This window comes from Paraburkholderia sp. BR10954, from assembly GCF_040965775.1.
GTDB lineage: Bacteria > Pseudomonadota > Gammaproteobacteria > Burkholderiales > Burkholderiaceae > Paraburkholderia > Paraburkholderia youngii.
Genome location: NZ_JBFRCK010000006.1, coordinates 150,823 through 174,829, shown reverse-complemented (window position 1 = coordinate 174,829; position 24,007 = coordinate 150,823). Strand labels below are relative to the sequence as shown.

The 24,007-nt window shown below is 66.0% G+C and carries 20 protein-coding genes; 10 read left to right on the top strand and 10 right to left on the bottom strand.

All coding sequences use genetic code 11. The features are described 5' to 3' along the window. Positions 1 to 37: 37 nt before the first annotated feature. Both smc and AB4Y34_RS11895 read right to left on the bottom strand, forming a co-directional pair. Positions 38 to 3,556: a chromosome segregation protein SMC gene (gene smc / locus AB4Y34_RS11900; RefSeq protein WP_368716111.1), complete on the bottom strand. Its 3,519-nt coding sequence runs from the start codon at positions 3,554 to 3,556 to the stop codon at positions 38 to 40. 179 nt (positions 3,557 to 3,735) lie between these two features. Next, positions 3,736 to 4,785, bottom strand: a complete 1,050-nt coding sequence (locus tag AB4Y34_RS11895; protein WP_368716110.1) for a DMT family transporter — start codon at positions 4,783 to 4,785, stop codon at positions 3,736 to 3,738. A gap of 373 nt (positions 4,786 to 5,158) precedes the next feature. Here AB4Y34_RS11895 and dapC point away from each other — a divergent pair, with 373 nt between their 5' ends. The 6 genes from dapC (at position 5,159) to cls (ending at position 11,570) form a co-directional block, all read left to right on the top strand. Further along, a complete protein-coding gene (dapC, locus tag AB4Y34_RS11890) occupies positions 5,159 to 6,379 on the top strand; it encodes a succinyldiaminopimelate transaminase (RefSeq protein WP_368716109.1) in 1,221 nt (406 codons plus the stop codon). A gap of 62 nt (positions 6,380 to 6,441) precedes the next feature. Continuing rightward, positions 6,442 to 7,269 (top strand): 2,3,4,5-tetrahydropyridine-2,6-dicarboxylate N-succinyltransferase, encoded by an 828-nt coding sequence (gene dapD / locus AB4Y34_RS11885; RefSeq protein WP_176379208.1) that lies wholly within the window; start codon positions 6,442 to 6,444, stop codon positions 7,267 to 7,269. Continuing rightward, the gene (locus AB4Y34_RS11880; RefSeq protein ID WP_018435509.1) at positions 7,269 to 7,634 is read left to right on the top strand and encodes an ArsC family reductase; all 366 of its coding nucleotides are present in this window, start codon (positions 7,269 to 7,271) and stop codon (positions 7,632 to 7,634) included. Before dapD ends, AB4Y34_RS11880 begins: the two co-directional genes overlap by 1 nt. Before the next feature lie 128 nt (positions 7,635 to 7,762). Continuing rightward, positions 7,763 to 8,902 (top strand): succinyl-diaminopimelate desuccinylase, encoded by a 1,140-nt coding sequence (dapE, locus tag AB4Y34_RS11875; RefSeq protein ID WP_176379207.1) that lies wholly within the window; start codon positions 7,763 to 7,765, stop codon positions 8,900 to 8,902. A gap of 14 nt (positions 8,903 to 8,916) precedes the next feature. After that, positions 8,917 to 9,801, top strand: coding sequence for a 50S ribosomal protein L3 N(5)-glutamine methyltransferase (prmB, locus tag AB4Y34_RS11870; RefSeq protein WP_176124959.1), 885 nt, complete (start codon positions 8,917 to 8,919; stop codon positions 9,799 to 9,801). Positions 9,802 to 10,082: 281 nt separating this feature from the next. Further along, complete coding sequence (gene cls / locus AB4Y34_RS11865) at positions 10,083 to 11,570, top strand: cardiolipin synthase (RefSeq protein WP_176379206.1); 1,488 nt, start codon at positions 10,083 to 10,085, stop codon at positions 11,568 to 11,570. A gap of 11 nt (positions 11,571 to 11,581) precedes the next feature. Here cls and AB4Y34_RS11860 read toward each other — a convergent pair whose 3' ends face one another. Further along, positions 11,582 to 12,061, bottom strand: coding sequence for a glutathione peroxidase (locus AB4Y34_RS11860; RefSeq protein ID WP_013089718.1), 480 nt, complete (start codon positions 12,059 to 12,061; stop codon positions 11,582 to 11,584). A gap of 152 nt (positions 12,062 to 12,213) precedes the next feature. Between AB4Y34_RS11860 and AB4Y34_RS11855 the strand changes: the two genes are divergently transcribed. Both AB4Y34_RS11855 and AB4Y34_RS11850 read left to right on the top strand, forming a co-directional pair. Beyond that, entirely contained in the window at positions 12,214 to 14,169 is a 1,956-nt protein-coding gene (locus AB4Y34_RS11855; protein WP_368716108.1) for an ATP-binding cassette domain-containing protein, read from the top strand. A 124-nt stretch (positions 14,170 to 14,293) separates the two neighbouring features. After that, positions 14,294 to 15,349 carry a CaiB/BaiF CoA-transferase family protein gene (locus tag AB4Y34_RS11850; RefSeq protein WP_176379204.1) on the top strand — a complete coding sequence of 352 codons (1,056 nt, stop codon included), beginning with the start codon at positions 14,294 to 14,296 and terminating at the stop codon, positions 15,347 to 15,349. A 10-nt stretch (positions 15,350 to 15,359) separates the two neighbouring features. Here AB4Y34_RS11850 and AB4Y34_RS11845 read toward each other — a convergent pair whose 3' ends face one another. From AB4Y34_RS11845 to alr, 3 genes are all read right to left on the bottom strand, one after another. Next, the gene (locus AB4Y34_RS11845; protein WP_176108271.1) at positions 15,360 to 15,638 is read right to left on the bottom strand and encodes a DUF2866 domain-containing protein; all 279 of its coding nucleotides are present in this window, start codon (positions 15,636 to 15,638) and stop codon (positions 15,360 to 15,362) included. Between the two features lie 152 nt (positions 15,639 to 15,790). Next, complete coding sequence (gene radA, locus AB4Y34_RS11840) at positions 15,791 to 17,167, bottom strand: DNA repair protein RadA (protein WP_176379203.1); 1,377 nt, start codon at positions 17,165 to 17,167, stop codon at positions 15,791 to 15,793. Positions 17,168 to 17,170: 3 nt separating this feature from the next. Next, on the bottom strand, positions 17,171 to 18,241 hold the full coding sequence (alr, locus tag AB4Y34_RS11835) for an alanine racemase (RefSeq protein ID WP_176379202.1): 1,071 nt from the start codon (positions 18,239 to 18,241) through the stop codon (positions 17,171 to 17,173). Positions 18,242 to 18,459: 218 nt separating this feature from the next. Here alr and lplT point away from each other — a divergent pair, with 218 nt between their 5' ends. Together lplT and thiD are read left to right on the top strand one after the other, a co-directional pair. After that, positions 18,460 to 19,767: a lysophospholipid transporter LplT gene (gene lplT, locus AB4Y34_RS11830; protein WP_176108269.1), complete on the top strand. Its 1,308-nt coding sequence runs from the start codon at positions 18,460 to 18,462 to the stop codon at positions 19,765 to 19,767. A gap of 61 nt (positions 19,768 to 19,828) precedes the next feature. Beyond that, the gene (gene thiD / locus AB4Y34_RS11825) at positions 19,829 to 20,635 is read left to right on the top strand and encodes a bifunctional hydroxymethylpyrimidine kinase/phosphomethylpyrimidine kinase (protein WP_368716107.1); all 807 of its coding nucleotides are present in this window, start codon (positions 19,829 to 19,831) and stop codon (positions 20,633 to 20,635) included. Positions 20,636 to 20,641: 6 nt separating this feature from the next. On the opposite strand, the gene AB4Y34_RS11820 is transcribed toward thiD, so the two are convergent. The 4 genes from AB4Y34_RS11820 to tsaB are packed head-to-tail and all read right to left on the bottom strand — an operon-like array spanning position 20,642 to position 23,970. Then, complete coding sequence (locus tag AB4Y34_RS11820) at positions 20,642 to 21,673, bottom strand: DUF1853 family protein (RefSeq protein ID WP_368716106.1); 1,032 nt, start codon at positions 21,671 to 21,673, stop codon at positions 20,642 to 20,644. Then, complete coding sequence (locus AB4Y34_RS11815; protein ID WP_176379200.1) at positions 21,670 to 22,656, bottom strand: uracil-DNA glycosylase family protein; 987 nt, start codon at positions 22,654 to 22,656, stop codon at positions 21,670 to 21,672. Before AB4Y34_RS11815 ends, AB4Y34_RS11820 begins: the two co-directional genes overlap by 4 nt. Next, the gene (gene rimI / locus AB4Y34_RS11810; protein WP_176368941.1) at positions 22,643 to 23,137 is read right to left on the bottom strand and encodes a ribosomal protein S18-alanine N-acetyltransferase; all 495 of its coding nucleotides are present in this window, start codon (positions 23,135 to 23,137) and stop codon (positions 22,643 to 22,645) included. Before rimI ends, AB4Y34_RS11815 begins: the two co-directional genes overlap by 14 nt. Further along, a complete protein-coding gene (tsaB, locus tag AB4Y34_RS11805) occupies positions 23,134 to 23,970 on the bottom strand; it encodes a tRNA (adenosine(37)-N6)-threonylcarbamoyltransferase complex dimerization subunit type 1 TsaB (RefSeq protein ID WP_176379199.1) in 837 nt (278 codons plus the stop codon). Before tsaB ends, rimI begins: the two co-directional genes overlap by 4 nt. Between the last annotated feature and the right edge of the window lie 37 nt (positions 23,971 to 24,007).

The window sequence follows — 24,007 nt, the reverse complement described above, 5'->3', positions numbered from 1 at the left end:
CGCTGCGCTGGATGCGGACGCCCGCGAAGGCGTTAACTCAACCGATATTCTGGGCGAAACCCGCCGCCGTTTCCATGTCGACCGCAACGATCCGCGAGACGCCCTGCTCCTGCATCGTGACGCCGATCAGCTGCTGCGCCATCTCCATCGCGATCTTGTTGTGCGAGATGAACAGGAACTGGGTTTTGTCCGACATCGCCCGGACCAGATTCGCGAAGCGTTCGGTGTTGGCGTCGTCGAGTGGCGCGTCCACCTCGTCGAGCAGACAGAATGGCGCCGGATTCAGCTGGAACATCGCGAACACGAGCGCGGTCGCGGTCAGCGCTTTCTCGCCGCCCGACAGCAGGTGAATCGTCGAATTCTTCTTGCCCGGCGGCTGCGCCATCACCTGCACGCCGGCGTCGAGGATTTCGTCGCCGGTCATGATCAGCTTCGCCTGGCCGCCACCGAAGAGACGCGGGAACAGTTCGCCGAAATGACGGTTCACTTCATCGAACGTGCTTTGCAGCAACGTGCGCGTTTCGGCGTCGATCTTGCGGATCGCGTCTTCGAGCGTTTCGATCGCGCTCGTCAGGTCGGCCGACTGCGAATCGAGGAAGCTCTTGCGCTCGGTCGCGGCCTTCAGCTCGTCGAGCGCGGCCATGTTGACCGGCCCGAGCGCGATGATCGCGTTGTTGATGCGCGTGACTTCGCCCTGCAGGTACGACGGCTTCATGTCCGGCGTCAGCTTCGCTTGCAGCTCGGCTTCATCGACCCCGGCCGCGGTCAATTGCTCGACGAACTGCTCGCCGTTGATGCGCGCGGCCTGCTCCTTCAACTGCAATTCGTTGATGCGGTCGCGCAGCGGCTGCAGCGCGCGCTCGGCGGTGAGACGCGTTTCGTCGGCCGAGCGCAGCTTCGCGGTCAGGTCGTCGAGCTCGACGCGCGCGGCGCGCAGCGCCTCTTCCTTGACGGCGCGGATATCGAGCGCGTCCTGCAGACCCGTGTGCGCGGTCTGCTCGTTGATCGTTTCGAGCTCGGCGCGCGCGTCTTCGAGCGAGCCCGCAACGCGCTCGCTCTGCTCGTGCGCGACCTGAATGCTGCGCTTCAATTCGTCGATGCGGTTCGCCATGTTGCGCGCGGCAAAGCGCGCGTCGGTGGCGGCGCGGTCGAGGTCGCGTGCTTCGCCGCGGGCGGTCGTCAGTTCTTCGTCGAGTGCTTCCAAGGCGAGCTGATGGTCTTCGAAGCGCGCCTGCAGTTCGGCAAGCTCGCCGTCGTGACGCTCGAAGTTCGCTTCCGATTCCGCGCGCAGCGCACGCTGCTCGTCGACCTGGGCGGCGATCTCTTCGAGTTCCTCGCGAATCTGCGTGCTGCGCTGTGTGTAGCGCTCGTGCGCCTGGGTGAGCTTCAGCACGTCCATCTGCAACGCGTGGACCCGCTGCGTCGCGCGTTCGGCTTGCTGACGCATTTCGGCGAGCGCCTGCGCGGCTTGCGTGTGCGCGGCTTCGGCGCGGATCGCAGCGGCCTTCGCCTCATCGGCGAGCAAGGCCTGCGCACGCACCTGGCGGCCGAGGTTTTCGATTTCCTGCTGACGGGCGAGCATGCCGGCCTGTTCGGAATCGGCCGCGTACAGTTGCACGCCGACGCGCGTGACCACGTGCCCCGCCTTCACCACGAATGCGCCGCCCTCGGGCAGCTGCGCGCGCATCGAAAGCGCCTGCTGCAGATCGTCGGCGACGAACGCAAGGCCGAGCCAGTCGGTCAGCACCGCGCGGATACCTGCGTCCTCGATGCGCACGAGCGACAAAAGCGAGCGCAGCGCGCCGGCGGACGGGGCCGGCTGACCGGCCGCGGGCGGTGCGTAGAACGCGAGCTTGGCGGGGGGCGCGTCGGTTGCGAACGCCTTGACCCAGTCGAGATTCGACACTTCGAGCGCGGCGAGGCGCTCGCGCAGCACTGCTTCGAGCGCGGTTTCCCAACCGGCCTCGACATGCAGCTTCTTCCATAGACGCGGCAGGCTGCCCAATTCGTGCTTGTCGAGCCACGGCTGGATCTTGCCTTCGGTCTGCACGTTTTCCTGCAGCTGCTTGAGCGCGGCAAGGCGCGCATCGAGCTGATGAATCTGCGCGCTTTCGGCCTGCACGCGCTCCTGCGCGGCACGCCGTTCGCCGTCGAGCCGCGGCAGGGTTTCCTGCGCGTCGGCGAGGCGTCCCTGCGCGTCGTGCAGGATTTCCTCGTGCTCGGCGAGCTGCATGCGCAACTCCTCGAGCTGCGCTTCGTCGGGCGCGTCGAGGCCGCCCTCTTCCGATTTCAGCCGCTCGTGGCGCTGCTGCAACTGCTGCAACTGCTGATCGGCATTGCGCTGATGCGCGGCTTCGAGCTTCAGCGCCTGCTCGGTCTGCGCGATGCCGGCGCGCTCGGTGTTCAGCTCCGCCTGCGCGTCGCGCCAGCGCGCTTCGAGCGCGGGCAGCGCGTCGTGCTTAGCGGCGGCGTTCTCTTCGGCCAGCACGGCTTTTTCTTCGGCGACGGCCAGTTGCTCTTCGGCGTCGGCGATATCATTCTGCGCCTTGTCAGCCTGCGATTGCCACTGTTCGCGCTGCGCGGTTAGCGCGGCGATCTGCGCCTGCACGCGGTTGCGCGATTCGACGATGAAGCGGATCTCGGCTTCCAGCCGGCTCACTTCCGCGTTCGCCTCGTACAGCGCGCCCTGCGCGCCCTGCATCGCGTCGCTCGCCGAGTAATGCGCGACGCGCAGCGTTTCGAGTTCCGCCTCGACTTCGCGCAGCTTCGCGGTTTGCGCCTCGAGGTCGATCTGCGCCTGTTCGATCGCGCGTTGCTGACGCTGCTGCTCGCCAGCCGCCTCGTTCTTGCGCAATAGCCACAAGAGACGCTGCTTTTCCTCGCCATCGCTTTGCAGCTCGCGATAACGCGTCGCGACGACCGCCTGCCCCTCCAGCTTCTCGAGATTCGTGCCCAGCTCGCGAATGATGTCCTCGACGCGCGTCAGGTTCTCGCGCGTGTCGTGCAGACGGTTCTCGGTCTCGCGGCGGCGTTCCTTGTACTTCGACACGCCGGCGGCTTCTTCGAGGAACACGCGCAGTTCTTCGGGCTTCGCCTCGATCAGCCGCGCGATCATGCCCTGCCCGATGATCGCGTACGCGCGCGGCCCGAGGCCGGTGCCGAGGAAGATGTCCTGAATGTCGCGGCGCCGCGCCGGCAGGTTGTTGATGTAGTAGCTCGACGTGCCGTCACGCGTCAGTACGCGCTTCACGGCGATCTCCGCATACTGGCCCCACTGGCCGGCGGCGCGGCCGTCCGCGTTGTCGAACACGAGTTCGACGCTCGCGCGGCTGCCGGGCTTGCGGGCGGTCGAGCCGTTGAAGATCACGTCCTGCATCGACTCGCCGCGCAATTCAGAGGCGCGCGATTCGCCGAGCACCCAGCGCACGGCGTCGATGATGTTGGATTTGCCGCAACCGTTCGGACCGACCACGCCAACCAGCTGGCCTGGGACCTGGAAATGCGTGGGATCGACGAAGGATTTGAAGCCAGCGAGTTTGATCGAGGTGAGCCGCACGGCGATTTCGCTGTTTGAAAAGAGAGTGTGATAGGTGGCTCGCGAGGTTGCGCCAGTCGTTCACCGCCGCGGCGGGACGGCCCCACGCAACCTCGCGAGCCTTCGCAATTTGTTGCCGGCTGCGTGCGCCCATGCACATCGGAGGCACAGGTGCGCATGCGCCGGCTAATGAGGGGGAATCATACCATCGCGCGTGGACGATTCTTACCGCCCTTTCGGTGGTCGTCGCTGTCGCCGTCACGGCCGTGTCCGTCACCGCGCGGGTCACCGCACGGGCCACCGCGTCCATCGTCGCCGCTCGGCCCGTCCGTGTCGCCGATGGCCGGATCGGGGGGCGCCGTCCTCGTCCGATGCACCCAGCTCGACAACGCCGATGCGAGCACGATGCACGCGCCGCCGGCCCATTCGCGCGGCCCCGGTACTTCGCCGGCGAACAGCCACGCCGACAGCGCCGTCACGACGAGCTCGAACAGCATGATGATCGAAGCGCGATTGGCCGGCACGCGCGAGAGCCCGTACTGCACCAGCATATTGTTCGACGCGAGCAGCAGACCGAGACCGAGCACCAGCAGCGCCGCGGTATCGAGATGCGCGCCGGTGGGCGGCGCGGGCATCGGCTCGATTAGCGACGCGAGCGCGCCGAACAGCGCCGCGCCGCCGAAGACCACCGCGGTGCGCATTTCGGGCTTCATGTCCGGCAGCACGCGGCTCGTCTTCAGGATCAGCACATTGCTCATCGCGAAGCCCATGCCGCCGGCGAGCCCGGCGCATTCGGCGGGACTGCCGGGCACCGGAATGCCGAGCCGCGGCGACCACAGCATCGTCATCGCGCCCGCGAGCGACAGCGCGGCCAGCGCCGCGCCCGACCACGTGAGCCTCTCATGCAGGATGAAATGTGCGAACAGCGCGGTCCACGCGGGCGTCAGATAGAACAGCAGCAGCACGCGCATCACCTGACCGTGGATCGCGCCCCACACGAAGCCGAGATTCGTCACGCCCGCGGCCAGCGCAAGCGCCGGCAGCAGCCAGTGCCATCGCACGGTCTTCAGCGCGCGATGCCGCACGAGCAGCACGAACAGGCAGCCGGTGCCGCTCGTCAGCGCGCTCGCTGCGGTGCCGGTCACGCCGAGCGCGGCGAGCATGCGCAGCGGGTACCAGACCATCCCCCAGACCGATGCGCCCAGCATGATCGCGAGCGTCGGCCAGCCGTTGCGAAGCCAGTTGGTCATGGGGCCGGACTCCGACGGGCGCCGTGGGCGGGTCGGATGAGGGTCCAGCCGGCCGTCTGCTGCTCTGCTGCGTACATTGCTGCTCCTGCAAATTCATTTACGCGAACCGTAGGGGATTCGCGCCGTTCCCGCCGCGGCGCGCCGGTGCGCCGCCTCGCGGATTGCTGCCGCGCCGCGCGGCAACCTCCCGCTTGGCCCGCGGGCGCGCCACGCTATAATCGTCCGTTCGCCGCCGCTGGTGGCCGGCTCGCCGCCGGCCAGTCCATCGCGCGCAGGGACGCCGATTCATGTTTGATGCACCGACGCCCGCCGGCGCGCGTGCCCGGTCGTCCCGACTTTCATCCGCGTCCATTCCGATCAGGCCAACTCGTCCGTGAATCCGCTACTCGACTCCCTTCAGCCCTATCCGTTCGAAAAGCTGCGCCTGCTTTTCAAGGACGTCACGCCGCCGGCCGGCCTCGCGCATATCAGCTTCGGCATCGGCGAGCCGAAACATCCGACGCCGCCACTGATCCGCGACGCCGTCATCGCTTCGCTCGGCGGCCTCGCCGCCTATCCGGCCACGCTCGGCTCGGCGCCGCTGCGTGAGTCGATCGCGCAGTGGGTCACGCAACGCTACAACCTGCCGCCGCTCGATCCGCTGATCGAGGTGTTGCCGGTGTCCGGTTCGCGCGAGGCGCTGTTCGCGCTCGCGCAGACGGTGCTGAACCCGCGCCGGGATGCCGACGGAGAGCCTGCGATCGTACTCTGTCCGAACCCGTTCTACCAAATCTACGAAGGCGCGGCGCTGCTCGGCGGCGCCCAGCCGTACTTCGTCAACAGCGACCCGGCGCGCAACTTCGCGTGCGACTACTCGGCGGTGCCCGCCGACGTCTGGGCGCGCACGCAACTGCTGTACGTCTGCTCGCCGGGCAACCCGACCGGCGCCGTGCTCACGCTCGACGATTGGCGCGAACTGTTCGCGCTGTCGGACCGCTACGGCTTCGTGATCGCGTCGGACGAGTGCTACTCGGAAATCTATTTCGACGAGTCGAAGCCGCCGCTCGGCGGTCTCGAAGCGGCCCACCAGCTCGGCCGCGGCTTCGAGCGCCTCGTGATGCTATCGAGCCTGTCGAAGCGCTCGAACGTGCCGGGCATGCGCTCGGGCTTCGTCGCCGGCGACGCGTCGATCCTGAAGTCGTTCCTGCTGTACCGCACGTACCACGGCGCGGCGCTCTCCACCGTGTACCAGAGCGCGAGCGTGGTCGCGTGGAGCGACGAGACCCACGTGCGCGAGAACCGCGCGAAGTACCTGCTGAAGTTCACCACCGTCACGCCGATGCTCGCCGACGTGCTCGACGTGCGCCTGCCCGACGCCGCGTTCTACCTGTGGGCCAATGTCGAGCGCACCGGCCTCACGGACACCGAGTTCGCCCAGCGCCTCTACGCCGACTATAATGTGACGGTTCTGCCGGGCTCGTTCCTCGCGCGCACCGCGCACGGCGTGAACCCCGGCCGCAATTTCGTGCGCCTCGCGCTCGTCGCCGATGTCGACGAATGCACGGCAGGCGCGCAGCGGATCGTCGAATTCTGCCGGTCTCTCGCTGCGGCTTGAGCCGCACCCGAGCCGCACCGCATCCCCGTCTCCAGACTTCAACCCTTCATAAAATCACGCATATGTCGCAACAACTTCAGAGCATCATCGATACCGCCTGGGACAACCGCGCCGAGCTGTCGCCGAAGGCCGCGCCGGCCGAAGTGCGCGAAGCCGTCGCCCACGCGATCGAGCAACTCGATAAGGGCGCGCTGCGCGTCGCCGAAAAGAAGGACGGCGACTGGGTCGTCAACCAGTGGCTGAAGAAGGCCGTGCTGCTGTCGTTCCGTCTGGAAGACAACGCGCCGATGCCGGCCGGCGGCTACAGCCAGTTCTACGACAAGGTGCCGTCGAAGTTCGCCAACTACACCGCTGAAGACTTCGCCGCCGGCGGCTTCCGCGTGGTGCCGCCCGCGATCGCGCGCCGCGGCTCGTTCATCGCGAAGAATGTCGTGCTGATGCCGTCGTACACCAACATCGGCGCATACGTCGACGAAGGCACGATGGTCGACACGTGGGCCACCGTCGGCTCGTGCGCGCAGATCGGCAAGAACGTGCACCTGTCGGGCGGCGTCGGCATCGGCGGCGTGCTGGAGCCGCTGCAGGCGAACCCCGTCATCATCGAAGACAACTGCTTCATCGGCGCGCGCTCGGAAGTCGTCGAAGGCGTGATCGTCGAGGAAAACTCGGTGATCTCGATGGGCGTGTACCTCGGCCAGAGCACCAGGATTTACGACCGCGAAACCGGCGAAGTCACGTACGGCCGCATTCCGGCGGGCTCGGTCGTGGTAGCGGGCAACCTGCCGTCGAAGGACGGCACGCACAGCCTGTACTGCGCGGTCATCGTCAAGAAGGTCGACGCGAAAACGCGCGCGAAGGTCGGCCTGAACGAGTTGCTGCGGGGCGACTGATGGCGCGCGGCACCAAAACCGTCGTCTACGGCATTCCGAACTGCGACACCGTGAAGAAGGCCCGTGTGTGGCTCGAAGAGCACGGCGTCGAGTTCGAGTTTCACGACTTCAAGAAGGCCGGCGTGACCGAGCCGCTCGTGCAGGACTGGCTCAAGGACGTCAAGCTCGACGCGCTGCTGAACCGCCGCGGCACGACGTGGCGCGCGCTGTCCGACGACATGAAGGCGGCCGCTGAAACGCAGCCGGGCGCGATCGCACTGATGATCCACAAGCCGTCGGTGATCAAGCGGCCGGTGCTGGTCGTGAACGGGCGCGTGAAGTCGCTCGGTTTTTCCGCCGACGAGTACGCGGCGCTGTTTGCCTGAGCGCCAGACTCAGGCACAAGGCAGTGAGACGCGCGGCCTCGCGTTGCGTCGTTCAAAGGCTGTTGCCGGCTGCGGTGGCTCACCGCGAGCCGGCATTTTTTCATTTCAAAGTGGCTTGTACTGAATCCATGTCCGGCACCCTCGCCCTTACCGAACAACTGATCGCGCGCGCGTCCGTGACGCCCGACGACCAGCATTGCCAGCGTCTGCTGATCGAGCGCCTGGCCGCGCTCGGCTTCGAGCACGAGACGATCGAATCCAACGGCGTGACCAACCTGTGGGCCGTCAAGCGCGGCGTCGACGGCACCGCGGGCAAGCTGCTCGCGTTCGCCGGTCACACCGACGTGGTGCCGACCGGCCCGCTCGAACAATGGCGCTCGGCGCCGTTCGAGCCGACCCAGCGCGACGGCAAGCTGTACGGCCGCGGCGCGGCGGACATGAAGGCATCGATCGCCGGCTTCGTCGTCGCGAGCGAGGAGTTCGTCGCGGCCAACCCTCGGCACCGCGGCTCGATCGCGTTCCTGATCACGAGCGACGAGGAAGGTCCCGCCACCGACGGCACCGTCAAGGTCGTCGAAGCATTGCAGGAGCGCGGTGAGCGCATGGACTACTGCATCGTGGGCGAGCCGACCTCGAGCGAGCGGTTCGGCGACATGGTCAAGAACGGCCGGCGCGGGTCGATGTCGGGCAAGCTGGTCGTCAAGGGCGTGCAAGGCCATATCGCTTATCCGCATCTGGCGAAGAATCCGGTGCACCTGCTCGCGCCCGCGCTCGCCGAGCTCGTCGCCGAGCGCTGGGACGATGGCAACGAATATTTCCCGCCGACCACCTGGCAGGTGTCGAACATCCACAGCGGCGCCGGCGCGACCAACGTGATCCCCGGCCATGCGGACGTGATGTTCAACTTCCGCTTCTCGACCGCGAGCACCGTCGAAGGACTGCAAAAGCGCGTGCATGCGATTCTCGACAAACACGGCCTCGAATACGAACTGCATTGGACCGTGAGCGGCCTGCCGTTTCTCACCCCGCGCGGCGAGCTGTCGAGCGCGCTCGCACAAGCGATCAAGGACGAGACCGGCGTCGACACCGAGCTGTCGACCACCGGCGGCACGTCGGACGGCCGCTTCATCGCGCGCATCTGCAAGCAGGTGATCGAGTTCGGTCCGCTTAACGCGAGCATCCACAAGATCGACGAACATATCGAAGTCGCCCATATCGAGCCGCTGAAGAACGTGTATCGCCGCGTGCTCGAACAACTGATCGCATAACCAGGAACCTTGCGATGACGCTTCCTTTTTGCACCGTCCGCGACCTGCTGCGTTATGCAGTGTCGCGTTTTAGCGAGGCCAAGCTGTCTTTCGGCCACGGCTCGGCCAATGCCTACGACGAAGCCGCCTATCTGATCCTGCACACGCTGCACCTGCCGCTCGACCTGCTCGAGCCGTTTCTCGATGCGCGCCTGACCACGGCCGAAATCGAGGCGGTGCTGAACGTGATCGAGCGACGCGCGGCCGAACGCGTGCCGGCCGCGTACATCACGCAGGAAGCGTGGATGCACGGCTATCGCTTTTACGTCGACGAGCGCGTGATCGTGCCGCGCTCGTTCATCGGCGAGCTGCTGCAGGACGGCCTGCAGCCGTACGTCGAGGACCCCGAGCAGGTCGGCGCGGTGCTCGAGCTGTGCACCGGCTCCGGTTGTCTCGCGATCCTCGCCGCCCACGCGTTCCCGAACGCCGACGTCGACGCGGTCGATCTGTCCGCGCCCGCACTCGAAGTCGCGACGCGCAACGTGCTCGACTACCACCTCGACGACCGCATCGCGCTGTTCGAAGGCGATCTGTACGCGCCGCTCGCCGAGCGCCGCTATGACGTGATCATCAGCAACCCGCCGTACGTGAACGCGAAGTCGATGCAGGAGTTGCCGGCCGAATACAAGCACGAGCCGGAGATGGCACTCGCGGGTGGCGCGGACGGCATGGACATCGTGCGCCGGATCATTGCCGACGCGCGCAACTGGCTGACCGAAGACGGCGTGCTCGTCATCGAGATCGGCAACGAACGCGAGCACGTCGAAGCGGCGTTCGGCGGTCTGGACCTCGTGTGGCTGTCCACCAGCGCCGGCGACGACAACGTGTTCCTGATTCAGGCCAGCGACTTGCCGGTCTGAGTGCGGCGTGCTGTCCGTTTGATCGCGCGACGTGCGCGGCGCCGCTTGCAGCGGATTTCGCAAGTGACGCCCGCGCCGCGCGCCGCAGCACACACGGTTTCTTCGTACGAGTTTTTGCGCTATTTTTTAGCGCGGGTTTTTAGCCCGTTTTTGGCGCTTTCCCAGGCGCCGCAGCCGCAGTCTGAATTCGTTGCCCGACGCGTTCGCCGCAGACCACGAAGCGAGCCCGTGCCCGCCTCCGTTTCCTGAATCACGGCGCTTCGCCAACTGTTCGCGAGCTTATGACATTCGACCTGCTTCACGTCGGCCCGCTGGTTCTCCTTGCCCACATTCTCGGCATCATCGCGGCTGCTCACGCGATCCTCCATACCCGCACCTCGCAAGGGGCGATCGCGTGGGCCGTGTCGCTCGTCGCGATGCCTTATCTGACGCTCGTGCCCTACCTGTTCCTTGGCCGCAGCAAGTTCGCCGGCTACGCGGACGCGCGCCGCGTCGAGAACGAGCTGCTGCGCACACGCGCGCATCCGCAGGTGTGGGACACGCACGCGTCGTCGGCCGGGCTGCCGACGCAGCAGCTCGGCTCGCGGCTCGTGCAGTCGCTGACGCGCCTCGGCGGCATGCCGTTCCTGCCCGGCAATACCGTGCGCACACTGATCAACGGCACGGCGACTTTCGAGGCGATCTTCGACGCGATCCAGAACGCGCGCCGCTATGTAATCGTGCAGTTCTTCATCGTGCGCGCCGACGCGCTCGGCGACATGCTGAAAGACGCGCTGATCGCGAAAGCGCAACAAGGCGTGCGCGTGTACTTTCTGTATGACAGCATCGGCAGCTTCGATCTGCCGCACCGCTACGTCGCGGCACTGCGCGCGGCCGGCATCGAGATGCAGCCGTTCGCGACGAACCGCCGCTTCGTCAACCGTCTGCAACTGAACTTCCGCAATCACCGCAAGATCGTGGCGGTCGACGGCGAGCGCGCGTTTGTTGGCGGTCACAACGTAGGCGTCGAATATCTGGGCGCGAAGCCGCCGCTGTCGCCGTGGCGCGATACGCACATCGAGGTGCGCGGCCCGGTGGTCGCCAGCATCCAGTTCGTTTTTATCGAGGACTGGTACTGGGCCACGCAGCAGTTGCCCGAGTTCGACCTGCCGGCCGCCGAATCAGCCGTCCCATCCGTCGAACAGCACGACGCCCGCGACACCATCGAACGCCCAGCGAACAACATGCACTGCATCGTGCTGCCGAGCGGCCCGGCCGACAAACAGGAGACCTGCTCGCTGTTTTTCGTCGAAGCGATCAACGCGGCGCGCGAACGGATCTGGATCACGACGCCCTACCTCGTGCCCGACGAGGCGGTGTTCGCCGCGCTGCGGCTCGCGGCGCTGCGCGGCGTCGACGTGCGCATCCTGATTCCGAGCCGGCGCGATCACCGCGTGGTGTTCGAGGCGTCGAAGCTATACGCATACGACTCGCTGCGCGCAGGCATTCGCATCTTCCGCTATCAGCCGGGTTTCCTGCACCAGAAGGTAGTGCTGATCGACAGCAGCGCGGCCGCGATCGGCAGCGCCAATCTCGACAACCGTTCGTTCCGTCTGAACTTCGAGATCATGGTGCTGACCGTCGACCGCGGCTTCGCGCTCGAAGTCGAAACGATGCTGCTCGACGACTTCGCCGAGTCGCGTGAAATCGATCGCGACGAGTACCGCAAGGCGAACGCGCTGCGACGCATGCTGATGCACGTCGCGCGGCTCTTTTCGCCGATCCTGTAAAAGCGCTCCTGTTACAGCAGCGCTTCGATATCCTCGGTGATCGCCTCGGGCTTCGTCAGCGGCGCATAGCGCTTGACCACGTTGCCGTCGCGGCCAATCAGAAACTTCGTGAAATTCCACTTGATCGCCTCGAGGCCGAGCAGCCCCGGCGCTTCGATCGTCAGGTAACGGAACAGCGGGTGCGCGTTCGGGCCGTTCACGTCGATCTTGTCGAACATCGGGAACGTCACGCCGTAGTTCTTCTCGCAGAAGCTGCCGATCTGCGCGGCGTCGCCCGGCTCCTGCTTGCCGAACTGGTTGCACGGAAAGCCGAGCACCGCGAGCCCGCGCGCCGCATAGGCGTCGTACAGCTTCTGCAAGCCCGCGTACTGCGGCGTGAACCCGCATTCGCTCGCGGTATTGACGATCAGCATCACCTTGCCTTGGTACTTCGCGAGACTCGCTTCCTCGCCGCCGAGCGTGCGTGCCGAAAACGAATAGATCGATGTCATGTGCCCTCCCGTGAAAGCCGTCAGTCTATGCCAAAAGCGCTGCCGATACAGTCAGCCGAATGGCCGATGGCGGCTGCGCTCGATGTGACAGCCGCGCGCCCGGCAACCCGCCGGGCAGTCTAAAATAGCGGTTTTCTTCAGCCGGCCACGTCGTGATCCGCTTCAATCAGTTCAGCCTCGCGCGCGGCACCAAGCCGCTTTTCGACAACACCACGTTCACGTTGAACCCCGGTGAAAAAGCCGGCCTCGTCGGGGCGAACGGCGCGGGCAAGTCGACGCTGTTCGCCGTGCTGCGCGGCGAGCTGCATGCGGACGGCGGCGATTTCTCGATCCCGCCGACCTGGCGCATCGCCCACGTCGCGCAGGAAACCCCCGCCGTCGACAAAACCGCCCTCGCCTACACGCTCGACGGCGACGCCGCGCTGCGCGACATCGAGGCGCGCATCGCTTCGGCCTCCGCGGCGCACGACGGCGCGGCCGAAGCCGAAGCGCACGCCGCGTTCGCCGACGCCGACGGCTACACCGCGCCGGCTCGCGCCGAAGCGTTGCTGCTCGGCCTCGGCTTCACGCTCGACCAGACCCGTGAGCCGGTCACGAGCTTCTCGGGCGGCTGGCGCATGCGGCTGAATCTCGCGCAGGCGCTGATGTGCCGCTCCGACCTGCTGCTGCTCGACGAACCGACCAACCACCTCGACCTCGACGCGATCGTCTGGCTCGAAGACTGGCTCAATCGCTATGCCGGCACGCTGATCGTGATCTCGCACGACCGCGAGTTTCTCGATTCCGTCTGCAATGTCACGCTGCATCTCGAGAACCAGCAGATCAAGCGCTACGGCGGCAACTACTCGCAATTCGAAGTGCTGCGCGCGCAGCAGATCGCGCTGCAACAGAGCGCGTACGAAAAGCAGCAGCGCACGGTCGCGCATCTGCAGAGCTACATCAACCGCTTCAAGGCGCAGGCCACCAAGGCGCGTCAGGCGCAAAGCCGGGTGAAGGCGCTCGAGAAGATGGAGCTGATCGCGCCCGCGCACGTCGCGTCGCCGTTCACGTTCGAGTTCCGTACGCCCGACTCCGCGCCGAATCCGATGATGGTGATGGAAGACGTGCGCTGTGGCTATCACGCCGAAGACGGCAGCGAGATTCCGATCGTCGAGCGCGTGATGCTGTCGATCCAGAACGGTCAGCGCATCGGCCTGCTCGGTGCGAACGGCCAAGGCAAGTCGACGCTGATCAAGACGCTCGCGGGCACGCTCGAACCGCTCTCCGGCCACGTGCGCGAAGGCAAGGGTTTGCGCATCGGCTACTTCGCGCAGCATCAGCTCGAAACGCTGCGCCCGGACGACACGCCGTTGCAGCACCTCGCGCGCCTCGCACCCGACACCCGCGAGCAGGAACTGCGCGACTTCCTCGGCAGCTTCAACTTTTCCGGCGACATGGCGACCGCGAAGATCGCGCCGTTCTCGGGCGGCGAGAAGGCACGCCTCGCGCTTGCGCTGATCATCTGGCAGAAGCCGAACCTGCTGCTGCTCGACGAGCCGACCAACCACCTCGATCTCGAAACGCGCCACGCGCTGACGATGGCGCTCGCGCAATTCGAAGGCACGCTGATTCTGGTGTCGCACGACCGCCATCTGCTGCGCGCGACGACCGATCAGTTCATGCTGGTCGCGAAGCATCGTCTGCAGGAATTCGACGGCGATCTCGACGACTATCGCGACTGGCTGCTGCAGCATGCGGCCGAGCAGCGCGCGGCGTTGAAGGCGAATGCTTCCGGTGCGTCGGACGCGGCGTCCAGCGGCGCGGCAAATGGCGACGGCAACGTCAATCGCAAGGAGCAGCGCCGCCTCGAAGCGGAAACGCGGCAGAAGCTCGCGCATCTGAAGAAGCCGCTGCAAAGCCGTATCGCGAAGATCGAAAAGGAAATGGACGCGCTCAACGCGGAGAAGACGACGCTCGATGCGTTCGTCGTCGATCCCGCAAGTTACGAGCCGGAACAGAAGAGCAAACTGACGGAGGCGATCCGCCGTCAGGCAGACGTGAACGCGCGCCTCGATACGCTCGAAGCCGAATGGCTCGAGACGCACGAGGAACTCGAACAGATCGGCTAGCGGCACGCAACGGCCGGGCCGCGCCGGCATCCACGGGAGCTTGGCTTTGTCACTCGCGAACTCGTCGTCCGCGTCATCGGTGTCTGGACCCGCAGCTGCAACGGCAACCGAGGTGCCGCCACCGTTGCAAGGACTCCGCGTGCTCGACCTCACGCGCCTCTTGCCGGGGCCGGCGGCCGCGCTGCGTCTCGCCGAGCTCGGCGCCGATGTGCTGAAGATCGAGGCGCCCGGCGCGGGCGACCCGACCCGCACGATGATGCAATCGTCGAGCGATCGTGTCGCGGGCCGGCCCGGTGCGTTCTACCGGATGGTCAATCGCGGCAAGCGCGAGACGCGCCTCGACCTCAAATCGGAAGCGGGACGCAACGTGCTGCGCGCGCTCGCGGCCGAGGCGGACGTGCTGATCGAGAGCTTCCGGCCCGGCGTGATGGAGCGACTCGGCCTGGGTTACGCGACGCTCAGCGCAGCCAATCCGCGGCTCGTCTATTGCGCGATCAGCGGATATGGCGCAAGCGGTCCATTCGCGGACCATGCCGGTCACGACCTGAACTACATCGGCTATGCGGGCGTGCTCGATCAACTGGCAAGCCGCGACGGTGCGCCGATCCTGCCGAACTTCCAGATCGCCGATCTGCTCGGTGGCGCCTTGAGCGCGGTCACGCAGATTCTCGCCGCGCTCTGGCATGTCGCGCGAGGCGGCGCGGGCCGCTTCGTCGATGTATCGATGACACACACGAGCTATGCGCACAACTTCGTCGCGCAGGTCTCGCTGCTCAACGAAGGGGCGGCGCCCGCCGCGGGCAGTGGTCTGTTGAATGGCGGCGTGCCCTGCTACAACCTTTACCGCACGAGCGATGAGCGCTGGCTCGCGGTCGGCGCGCTCGAATTGAAGTTCTGGGAAACGCTGTGCATGGCGCTCGACCGGCCCGAATGGGCGACGCGTCACTGGAGCCTGGGGCAGGCGATCGGCGGTCCCGATGCCTTGGCGCTCATCCGGGAACTCGCTGAGGTGATCGCGACGCGCACGCTCGGCGAATGGGTGGAATCGTTGGAATCGCTCGATTGCTGCGTGTCGCCGGTGCTCACGCCCGCTGAAGCGGCGCAGCATCCGCTGTTCAATCCGCACGCGTATGCGGCGGTGGCCGCGAGCGCCGCCGACTCAGACGACGACGGGGCCTGAACCGCCACCGTCAACGCCGCGTCGCCGTCTGTCGCGGCAACGTTTGACGCGGCGATTTCTCGTCGTCGTACAGCAAGTGCTTGCGACCTTCCACATGGCGGCTGATCGTGGCGCGCACTTCGGCGGCTGTCACGTCTTCGGCCACCACCCGCCGCGAGATCTGCCCGGCGGTGTCGATCCACTCGACGATTCGGCAAGCGCCGCCCCAAGGCTGATGAATCGGTGCGGAGACGCGGCAGCCGCGCACCTGGATGTGCTGGTCGGCAGCGGTTTCATGTGACTGTTTCAAGGCGCGATCCTTTTTCGAGCATCAGAAGGGATGCATATCGTTACAGCTTAGGAAATAGGTATGGCGGCCAGGTTACAGCCAATATGGCGATATTTACAGGGCATTACGGGACCGCAAGCGCACAAAGTGCCGGCGAGCCGTCCCGGCTCCGTCTATTCGAGCGAGCGGACGCGGTCGATGGCCTGTTCGATCCGTTCGACCGCAACGACCTGTAAGCCTTCGATCGGCTGTTTCGGTGCATTGGCCTTCGGAATCACCGCCACCGAGAAGCCGAGCTTGGCCGCTTCCTTCAGGCGTTCCTGACCGCGCGGCGATGGCCGGATTTCGCCGGCGAGGCCGACTTCGCCGAACACGACGAGCCCTTTCGGCAGCGGCTTGTTGCGCATCGACGAATGAATCGCGAGCAGTACCGAGAGGTCTGCGGCGGGCTCGGAGATCTTCACGCCGCCCACCGCGTTGAGGAACACGTCCTGATCGAAACAGGCGATGCCCGCGTGCCGATGCAGCACCGCGAGCAGCATCGCGAGCCGGTTCTGTTCGAGGCCGACCGCGAGGCGGCGCGGATTCGGCGCGTTGGCCGAATCGACGAGCGCCTGCACTTCGACGAGCAACGGCCGCGTGCCCTCCTGCGTGACGAGCACGCACGAACCCGGCACCGACTGCTCGTGCTGCGACAAAAACAATGCCGACGGATTCGCGACGCCGCGCAAACCACGCTCGGTCATCGCGAACACGCCGAGCTCGTTGACCGCGCCGAAGCGGTTCTTGATCGCGCGCACGAGACGGTACGACGAGTGCGTATCCCCCTCGAAATACAGCACCGTATCGACGATATGTTCGAGCACGCGCGGCCCCGCAAGCGCGCCCTCTTTCGTCACGTGCCCGACCATGATGATCGTGGTGCCCGACTGCTTGGCGATGCGCGTGAGTTGCGCGGCGCACTCGCGTACTTGCGCAACCGAGCCCGGTGCCGATGTCAAAGCATCCGAATAGACGGTCTGGATCGAATCGATCACGGCGACTTCGGGCCGTTGCTCGGTGATCGTCGCCTGAATTTTCTCGAGCTGAATTTCCGCGAGCAATTGCAGTTCGCTCGCCTTCGAGCCGGGTTCGAGCAGCGCGAGCCGTTGCGCGCGCAACGCGATCTGCGCGCCCGATTCTTCGCCGCTGATATAGAGCGCGCGCTTGTCCGCGGCGATTTCCGCGAGCGACTGCAACAGTAGCGTCGATTTACCGATGCCCGGATCGCCGCCGATCAACACCACGCCGCCCGGCACGAGGCCGCCGCCGAGCACGCGGTCGAATTCGCTGACGCCGGTGGAAAAGCGTGGCACGTCCGACGCGTCGATGTCGGCGAGGCGCCGCACTGGTGTGCTCTTCGCAAGCGACTGGAAACGGTGACCGGACGGCGCCTCGGCGACCGATTCGACGAGCGTGTTCCACGCCTGGCAGGACGGGCATTGACCGGACCACTTCGGCGACTGTCCGCCGCATTCGCCGCAGATGTACAACGTCTTCGCTTTCGCCACGCGTTACTCCGCCCGAACCGGCACACGCGGCGCGACCGCGCACATCAGCTCGTAGCCGATCGTGCCGCAGGCCTGCGCGACGTCGTCGATGGGCAGCGCGGTACCCCACAGTTCCACGCGCGAGCCGACGTTGGCGGTCGGCACCGGGGTCAGGTCGACGGTCAGCATGTCCATCGACACACGTCCAACGATTCGCGTGCGCACGCCATCGACGATCACCGGCGTGCCTTCGGGCGCGACGCGCGGATAGCCATCCGCGTAACCGCACGCGACCACGCCGATGCGCATCGGCCCGCGCGCGGTGAACGTCGACCCATAGCCGACCGAACTGCCTTCGCGGAGCGTTTGCACGGCGATCAGTTCCGACGCGAGCGTCATCGCGGGCTGCAGGCCGGTGCCGTCGATCGCGGCCGTCACGCCGGACGGCGACGCGCCGTACAGGATGATGCCGGGACGCACCCAGTCGAAATGCGCTTCTGGATGCCACAGCGTCGCGGCCGAATTCGACAGGCTGCGCGCACCGGCGATGCCCTGCGCGCCGCGCTCGAACGCCTCCATCTGATGAGCAATGCCGCGCTTGCCATCGGCATCGGAAAAATGCGTCATCAACGTGATCTGGCCGACCCCTGGGCAGGCGCGCGCGCGCTCCCATGCGGCACGGAATTTTTCGACCGTATAGCCGAGCCGGTTCATGCCGGTGTTCATCTTCAACTGGATATTGACCGGTTTCGACAGGCGCGCCATTTCGAGCATGCGCAGCTGCTCGTCAGAATGCAGCGCCGTGGTCAAGCTGTAGCGGTCGATTACGTCGATGTCGGTCGGCCGAAAAAAGCCTTCCAGCAGAAGAATTGGGCCTGCCCAGCCCAATTCACGCAACTTCACCGCTTCTTCGAGGTCCAGCAACCCAAAGCCGTCCGTCGCGCGCAATCCGGGAAACACGCGCGCGAGGCCATGCCCGTAGGCATTAGCCTTGACGACAGCCCAGATTTTCGATTTCGGCGCATAGCGCCGCGCGACAGCGAGGTTATTGGCGAGAGCAGCGGTATGAATCGTGGCGGAAAGGGGGCGCGGCATGGGATTTTTTCGAAAAGACACTTGCGAATCAGCGGCTTACAAGGCGTTTTCAGCGCTCTGCGGCCCGCTGGGCGGTGCGATCAAGGATTCTGCTAGTCTGAATGCATCTATTTTCATGATATAAAGCCGTGCGCACAACCCATTTCGATCGGCATAAGCCCGGACGCATAACAAACGGCCGGGGCGGACGGACCGCAGCGAGGACAGCATCGCATCAGATGAAAAAAGGCTTTTACACCATCATGGCCGCGCAGTTTTTTTCGTCGCTGGCCGACAATGCGCTTCTGATCGCCGCTATCGCACTGCTGAAAGATCTTCACGCTCCGAACTGGATGACGCCGCTGCTCAAGCTGTTTTTTGTGCTGTCGTACGTCGTCCTTGCCGCCTTCGTCGGCGCATTCGCCGACTCCCGTCCGAAAGGACGCGTGATGTTCATCACCAATACGATCAAGGTGGTCGGCTGCATCACGATGCTGGTCGGCGCACATCCGCTGATTGCGTACGGCATCGTCGGTTTCGGCGCGGCGGCCTACTCGCCCGCCAAATACGGCATTCTCACCGAACTGTTGCCGCCTGACCGGCTGGTCGCCGCGAACGGCTGGATCGAAGGCACCACGGTCGGCTCGATCATTCTCGGCACGGTCCTCGGCGGCGCGCTGATCAGCCCGCACATCGCCGCGCCGATTCTCAAATGGCACGTCCCCACCGTGAACACGCCTGCGGAAGCCGCGATGCTCGTGATCATGGGCATTTACGTGGTCGCCGCGCTATTCAATCTGCGCATTCCCGACACCGGCGCGCGCTATCCGCGCCAGGAACACGGTCCGATCCGTCTGATCACCGATTTCGCCGATTGCTTTCTCGTGCTGTGGCGTGACAAGCTCGGACAGATTTCGCTCGCCGTGACGACGCTGTTCTGGGGCGCGGGCGCGACGCTGCAATTCATCGTGCTGAAATGGGCCGAGGTGTCGTTGGGCATGTCGCTGTCAGAGGCAGCGATCCTGCAGGCGGTGGTCGCGGTGGGCGTCGCGGGCGGCGCGATTTTTGCGGCTTCGCGTGTGCCGTTGAAGAAGTCGCTGTCGGTCTTGCCGGTCGGCATCATGATGGGTATCTCCGTGATGCTGATGGCGTTCTACACGCGCGATCTGTTTCCCCCGCACTGGGGCATTTATTTCGGCCGCATGCACGTGTCGGGCTATCTGATCTTCGCGTACATCTTCCTGATGTTCGTGGGCGGCCTGTCGGGCTTTTTCGTCGTGCCGATGAATGCGCTGCTGCAGCATCGCGGGCACGTGCTGCTGTCGGCAGGCCATTCGATCGCCGTGCAGAACTTCAACGAGAATCTGTCCGTGCTCGTGATGCTGTGCCTGTACGCGGTGCTCGTGTGGCTCGACGTGCCGGTTACCGTCGTGATCGTGCTGTTCGGCACCTTCGTGTGCGTGATGATGTGGCTCGTGATGCGGCGCCACCAGGCGAACCAGCGCGCGTTCGATTCGGTCGCGCTGATCGGCGAAGCCAAGCACTGATCGACCGCGCCGGGCCGGCCGCGACACGCACGAGCGCGCCCTTCTTCTTCCTCGCTCGACCATGACTCAAACGATTCCCAATGTGCTGACGATCGCCGGTTCCGATTCCGGCGGCGGCGCCGGCATCCAGGCCGATCTGAAGGCCTTCTCCGCGCTCGGCGCCTATGGCGCGAGCGTGATCACCGCGCTGACCGCGCAGAACACGCGCAGCGTGACCGCGATCCACGCGCCGGACCCGGGGTTCATCACCGCGCAGCTCGACGCGGTGTTCGACGACATCCGCATCGACGCGGTGAAGATCGGCATGCTCGCGAACGCGCCGATCGCGCGCGCGGTCGCCGACGCGCTGCGCCGTCACCGGCCCAAACACATCGTGCTCGACACGGTGATGATCTCGAAGAGCAATCACGCGCTATTGCTGCCGGATGCGGTCGCGGTGGTACGCGACGAACTTCTGCCGCTCGCCGATCTGCTGACGCCGAATTTGCCGGAAGCGGCCGCGCTGCTCGGCACGCAGCCCGCCACCGGCGAAGCCGGCATGGTCGAGCAAGGCGAAGCGCTGCGTGGGCTCGGCGCGCGCGCGGTGCTGATGAAGGGCGGCCATCTGAGCGCGACCGATAGCCCCGACTGGCTCGTGCAGGAAAGCGGCACGTTGCGTCTCGGCGGTCCGCGCGTGCCGGTGAAGAACACGCATGGAACTGGCTGCACGTTGTCGTCGGCGATCGCGGCGTTGATTCCGCAGCGCGACGATCTCGCTAGCGCCGTGGCCGATGCGAAGGTTTATCTAACCGGTGCGCTGCAGGCGAGCGAGCGGCTCGACGTCGGCCACGGCGTGGGGCCGGTGCATCACTTTCATCGCTGGTGGTGAGCGACGCTATTGCTTCGCGTAACGCCGCGCGTGCTCGGGCCAGTCGTCGGGCACGATAAAGCCGCGCGAGCGCTCGAGCAGACGTCCCGTGTTGTCTTCGATGAATCCGGCAACCATCGTCGGGCCGTATTGCGGTGAGATTCGAGCGGCGAGCGCGGTTGCGTCGACATAGCTCGAGTCGTCCGCGCCGGCTCGCATTCGATACTGCGGCGCGAGCCATTCGAGCCGCGGCAACAGCCGCCACTTGTGCCTGTGCGCGCACTCGAAAGCCGGCCAGTCGCGATGCGTAACCCACCAGCCGCGGCCATGCGCGGGATCGAGTTCGGCAGGATCGGCGGACGTGGCGCCATGCCGGTAAAACAGCCAGCCTTTGACGAACATCTGCGGCGTCCACGCGCCCGTATAGCCCGTCGATGCAAATTCGTCGCGTGCGCTGAGCGGCAACTGATGATCGAGAAGATGCGCGAGCTTCAGATCGAAGCGGTCCTTCAGATTGGGGCCGACATAATCGGCGAGACCCGCCGCCTCTGCCCCATTCGGATCGCCCGCATGCAGATAGCACTTCACCGCGAGTTCCCAATGCAGTCGCGCGCCCTCGCGTGTGCGCACGAGGAAATCGCATTCACCGAGCGTGCCGCCCGCGTGCCGTAGCGGCACACCCGCTGCGATAAGTTGCGTGCCCGGCCCATGACGAAGGAAAAAGCCCAGCAGGCGTTCGGCGTAGCGGCCAAGACGCGTGATGCGCGTTGCCGCGAGATCCTGATGCAGAGGTTCCGGAGTGGCATCGAGCGCGTGCAGCCAGTCGAGCGTGGCCTGCAATTCCTGCGGTGTGTCGAATGGATCGGCGAGCGCGCCCGCGGGAGGCTGAGGGCGTAACAGATCGGGACTCAGCAGCAGCCAGGCGAGATCGCGGACGGCGGGATCGCGCAGCGCATCGACTGAAGCATCGTCACGCAAACCCAGCAACGTATCGAGAAGCGCCGCGCGGCTGACAGACGCGGCGGGCATGCGCGCCGCCGGTCCCTCGGGGATCGTCACTTTGATTCGTTCGACGGCGCGCCGCCGTTCGCGAGCCACGTGGCGCGCGCAAGGCACAGGTCCGTCCATGCCTTGGCCTTGTCGGGCAGGCTACGCAGCAGATAGGCCGGATGATAGGTGACGACCACCGGTACACCCTCGTACGCATGCACGCGGCCGCGCAACGACGAAATGCTCGCCTCGGTCTTCAGCAGACTTTGCGCGGCGAACCGGCCGAGCGCGACGATCAGCTTCGGCTTCACGAGCGACACCTGGCGTTGCAGATAAGGTTCACAACGCGCGACCTCATCTGGCTGCGGATTGCGGTTGCCAGGCGGCCGGCACTTGATCACGTTCGCGATATAGACGTTGGTGCCGCGCGCGAGCGCGAGCGAATGCAGCATGTTGTCGAGCAGTTTGCCGGCCTGGCCGACGAACGGTTCGCCTTGACGGTCCTCGTTCTCGCCGGGCGCTTCACCGATCAGCATCCAGTCGGCCTCGCGATTGCCGACGCCGAACACCGTGTTCGTGCGCTTCTCGCACAGCCGGCAGGCCTCGCATCCGGCGACGCGCTCGGCGAGCGCGTCCCAATCGAGCGTGTGGATAGCCGGCAGAGCGGGCGCGTCGCGGCGTGCTTCGGCGGGTGCGGGGGCCGATGCGGTTGGATCGTCGAACCACGCGAAGTCGTCGTCGGGTGGGGCGTCGAAAGTCGGCGGGACTGAAAAGTCGGGTTGCGGTTGCGATGGCTCGTGGCGTGCGGCGGTTTCGTCGAAGCGCGGTGCGGATTCACGCGTCGCTTGCTGCGGCTGCGCGTCGGCGGATGCGCGCAGCGGTTCGTGCGCGATCTGCGGCGCCGGTTCCGCGCGACGCTCGTCGTTTGCGTGTTCCCGCAGCGACTGCGACGCATCACCCTGCCCGGCCTCCGCCTCCCGCGCGGTGAGTCCGCGACGCACCCACAACGGCGCGAGTCCAAATTCTTCGAGCACCGATTCATGCAGCGCCATCTTCGCCCTCCGTGCCAAACGACAGACGCATCACGATCGCGTCCTCCCGGGCGCGATGCCGCGCCGGATAATAATTTTTGCGCCGGCCGATCGATGCGAAGCCAAAGCGCTCGTATAAACGGATCGCCCGATGATTCGACGGCCGCACTTCGAGCAGCAGCCCCTCGAGCTTCTCCGCGTGCGTGATGCGCACCGCCTCGCGCAGCAGCGCGAGGCCCGCGCCGGCGCCTTGCGCTTGCGGTGCGACGCAAAGATTCAGCAGATGCATTTCATCGACGACCGGCATCAGCACGCAATAGCCGATCAAAGTGCCCGTCACGTGACGCAGACAGACGCCGAAATAGCCGTTGCGCAGCGAGTCGCCGAAGTTGCCGCGACTCCACGGAAACTCATACGCCAGCTTCTCGATCGCGGCGACTTCGTCCAGGTCGCTTTCGGTCATCGGCGACATGTAGCGGTCCGTGAGCAACACGCCGCTCATGGGCGCGCCTCGTCGTGGGACGGCTGGCCAGCCGCGCCGTTGGGCGCACTCTGTGCGGACTGCCCGGCGCTATGAGCCGCTTTGGCTGATTTCGCCGCTTTGTCGGCCATGCGCTCGGCGGTCGTCTGCGCGACCTTGTCGCGGACGTACTCGGGCGCGGCCTGATCGGCTGGTACCGTGCGACCCGTATGAAACGCGCGCAGCGCCGCGTACGCGAGCGGCAACGCATGCGGCAACGCCTCGCCATCGACGCTTCGCGCGGCCGCGACCACCGGCAACCGCTCGCCGAACGCGGCGGCCGCGTTGCCGGCGAGTGTGAACGGTACGTCGGGCAACACGATCCGCTCGGGCGCATCGAGCGACGCCGTCTGAACGGTGCGCCATTCGTGTTGCGCGTCGTCCCACGCATAGTCGGCCCAGTAGATTTCGTCCATGCGCGCGTCGAGCGCGGCGAGCACGCGCGTCGTCGACGGATCGCGCAGGCGGGCGCTCTCCGCGCACGCGAGCAGCGTGCCGATCGGTACGACGGGCAGGTTCAGGCCGAACGCGAGGCCTTGGGCGACACCGGTCGCCGTACGCAGTCCGGTGAACGAACCCGGACCCGAGCCGAACGCGATCGCGTCGCAGTCCGCCAACGTGAGGCCGGCTTCGTCGAACAGTTCGCGGATCGCCGGCAGCAGGCGGGTACTGGACACCGCGCCGGTTTGTTCGTGACGAACCCAGACGCGCGGTTCGGCGTTGGGCTGACCGGCGGCATCGACGGACGCGGACACGAGCGCCGCCGAACAGAATTCGGTCGAAGTATCGATTGCAAGGAGCACTGTTTGAGTCATGGACCGTATTGTAATCGGCGCGGTGCGCGTGAATGGT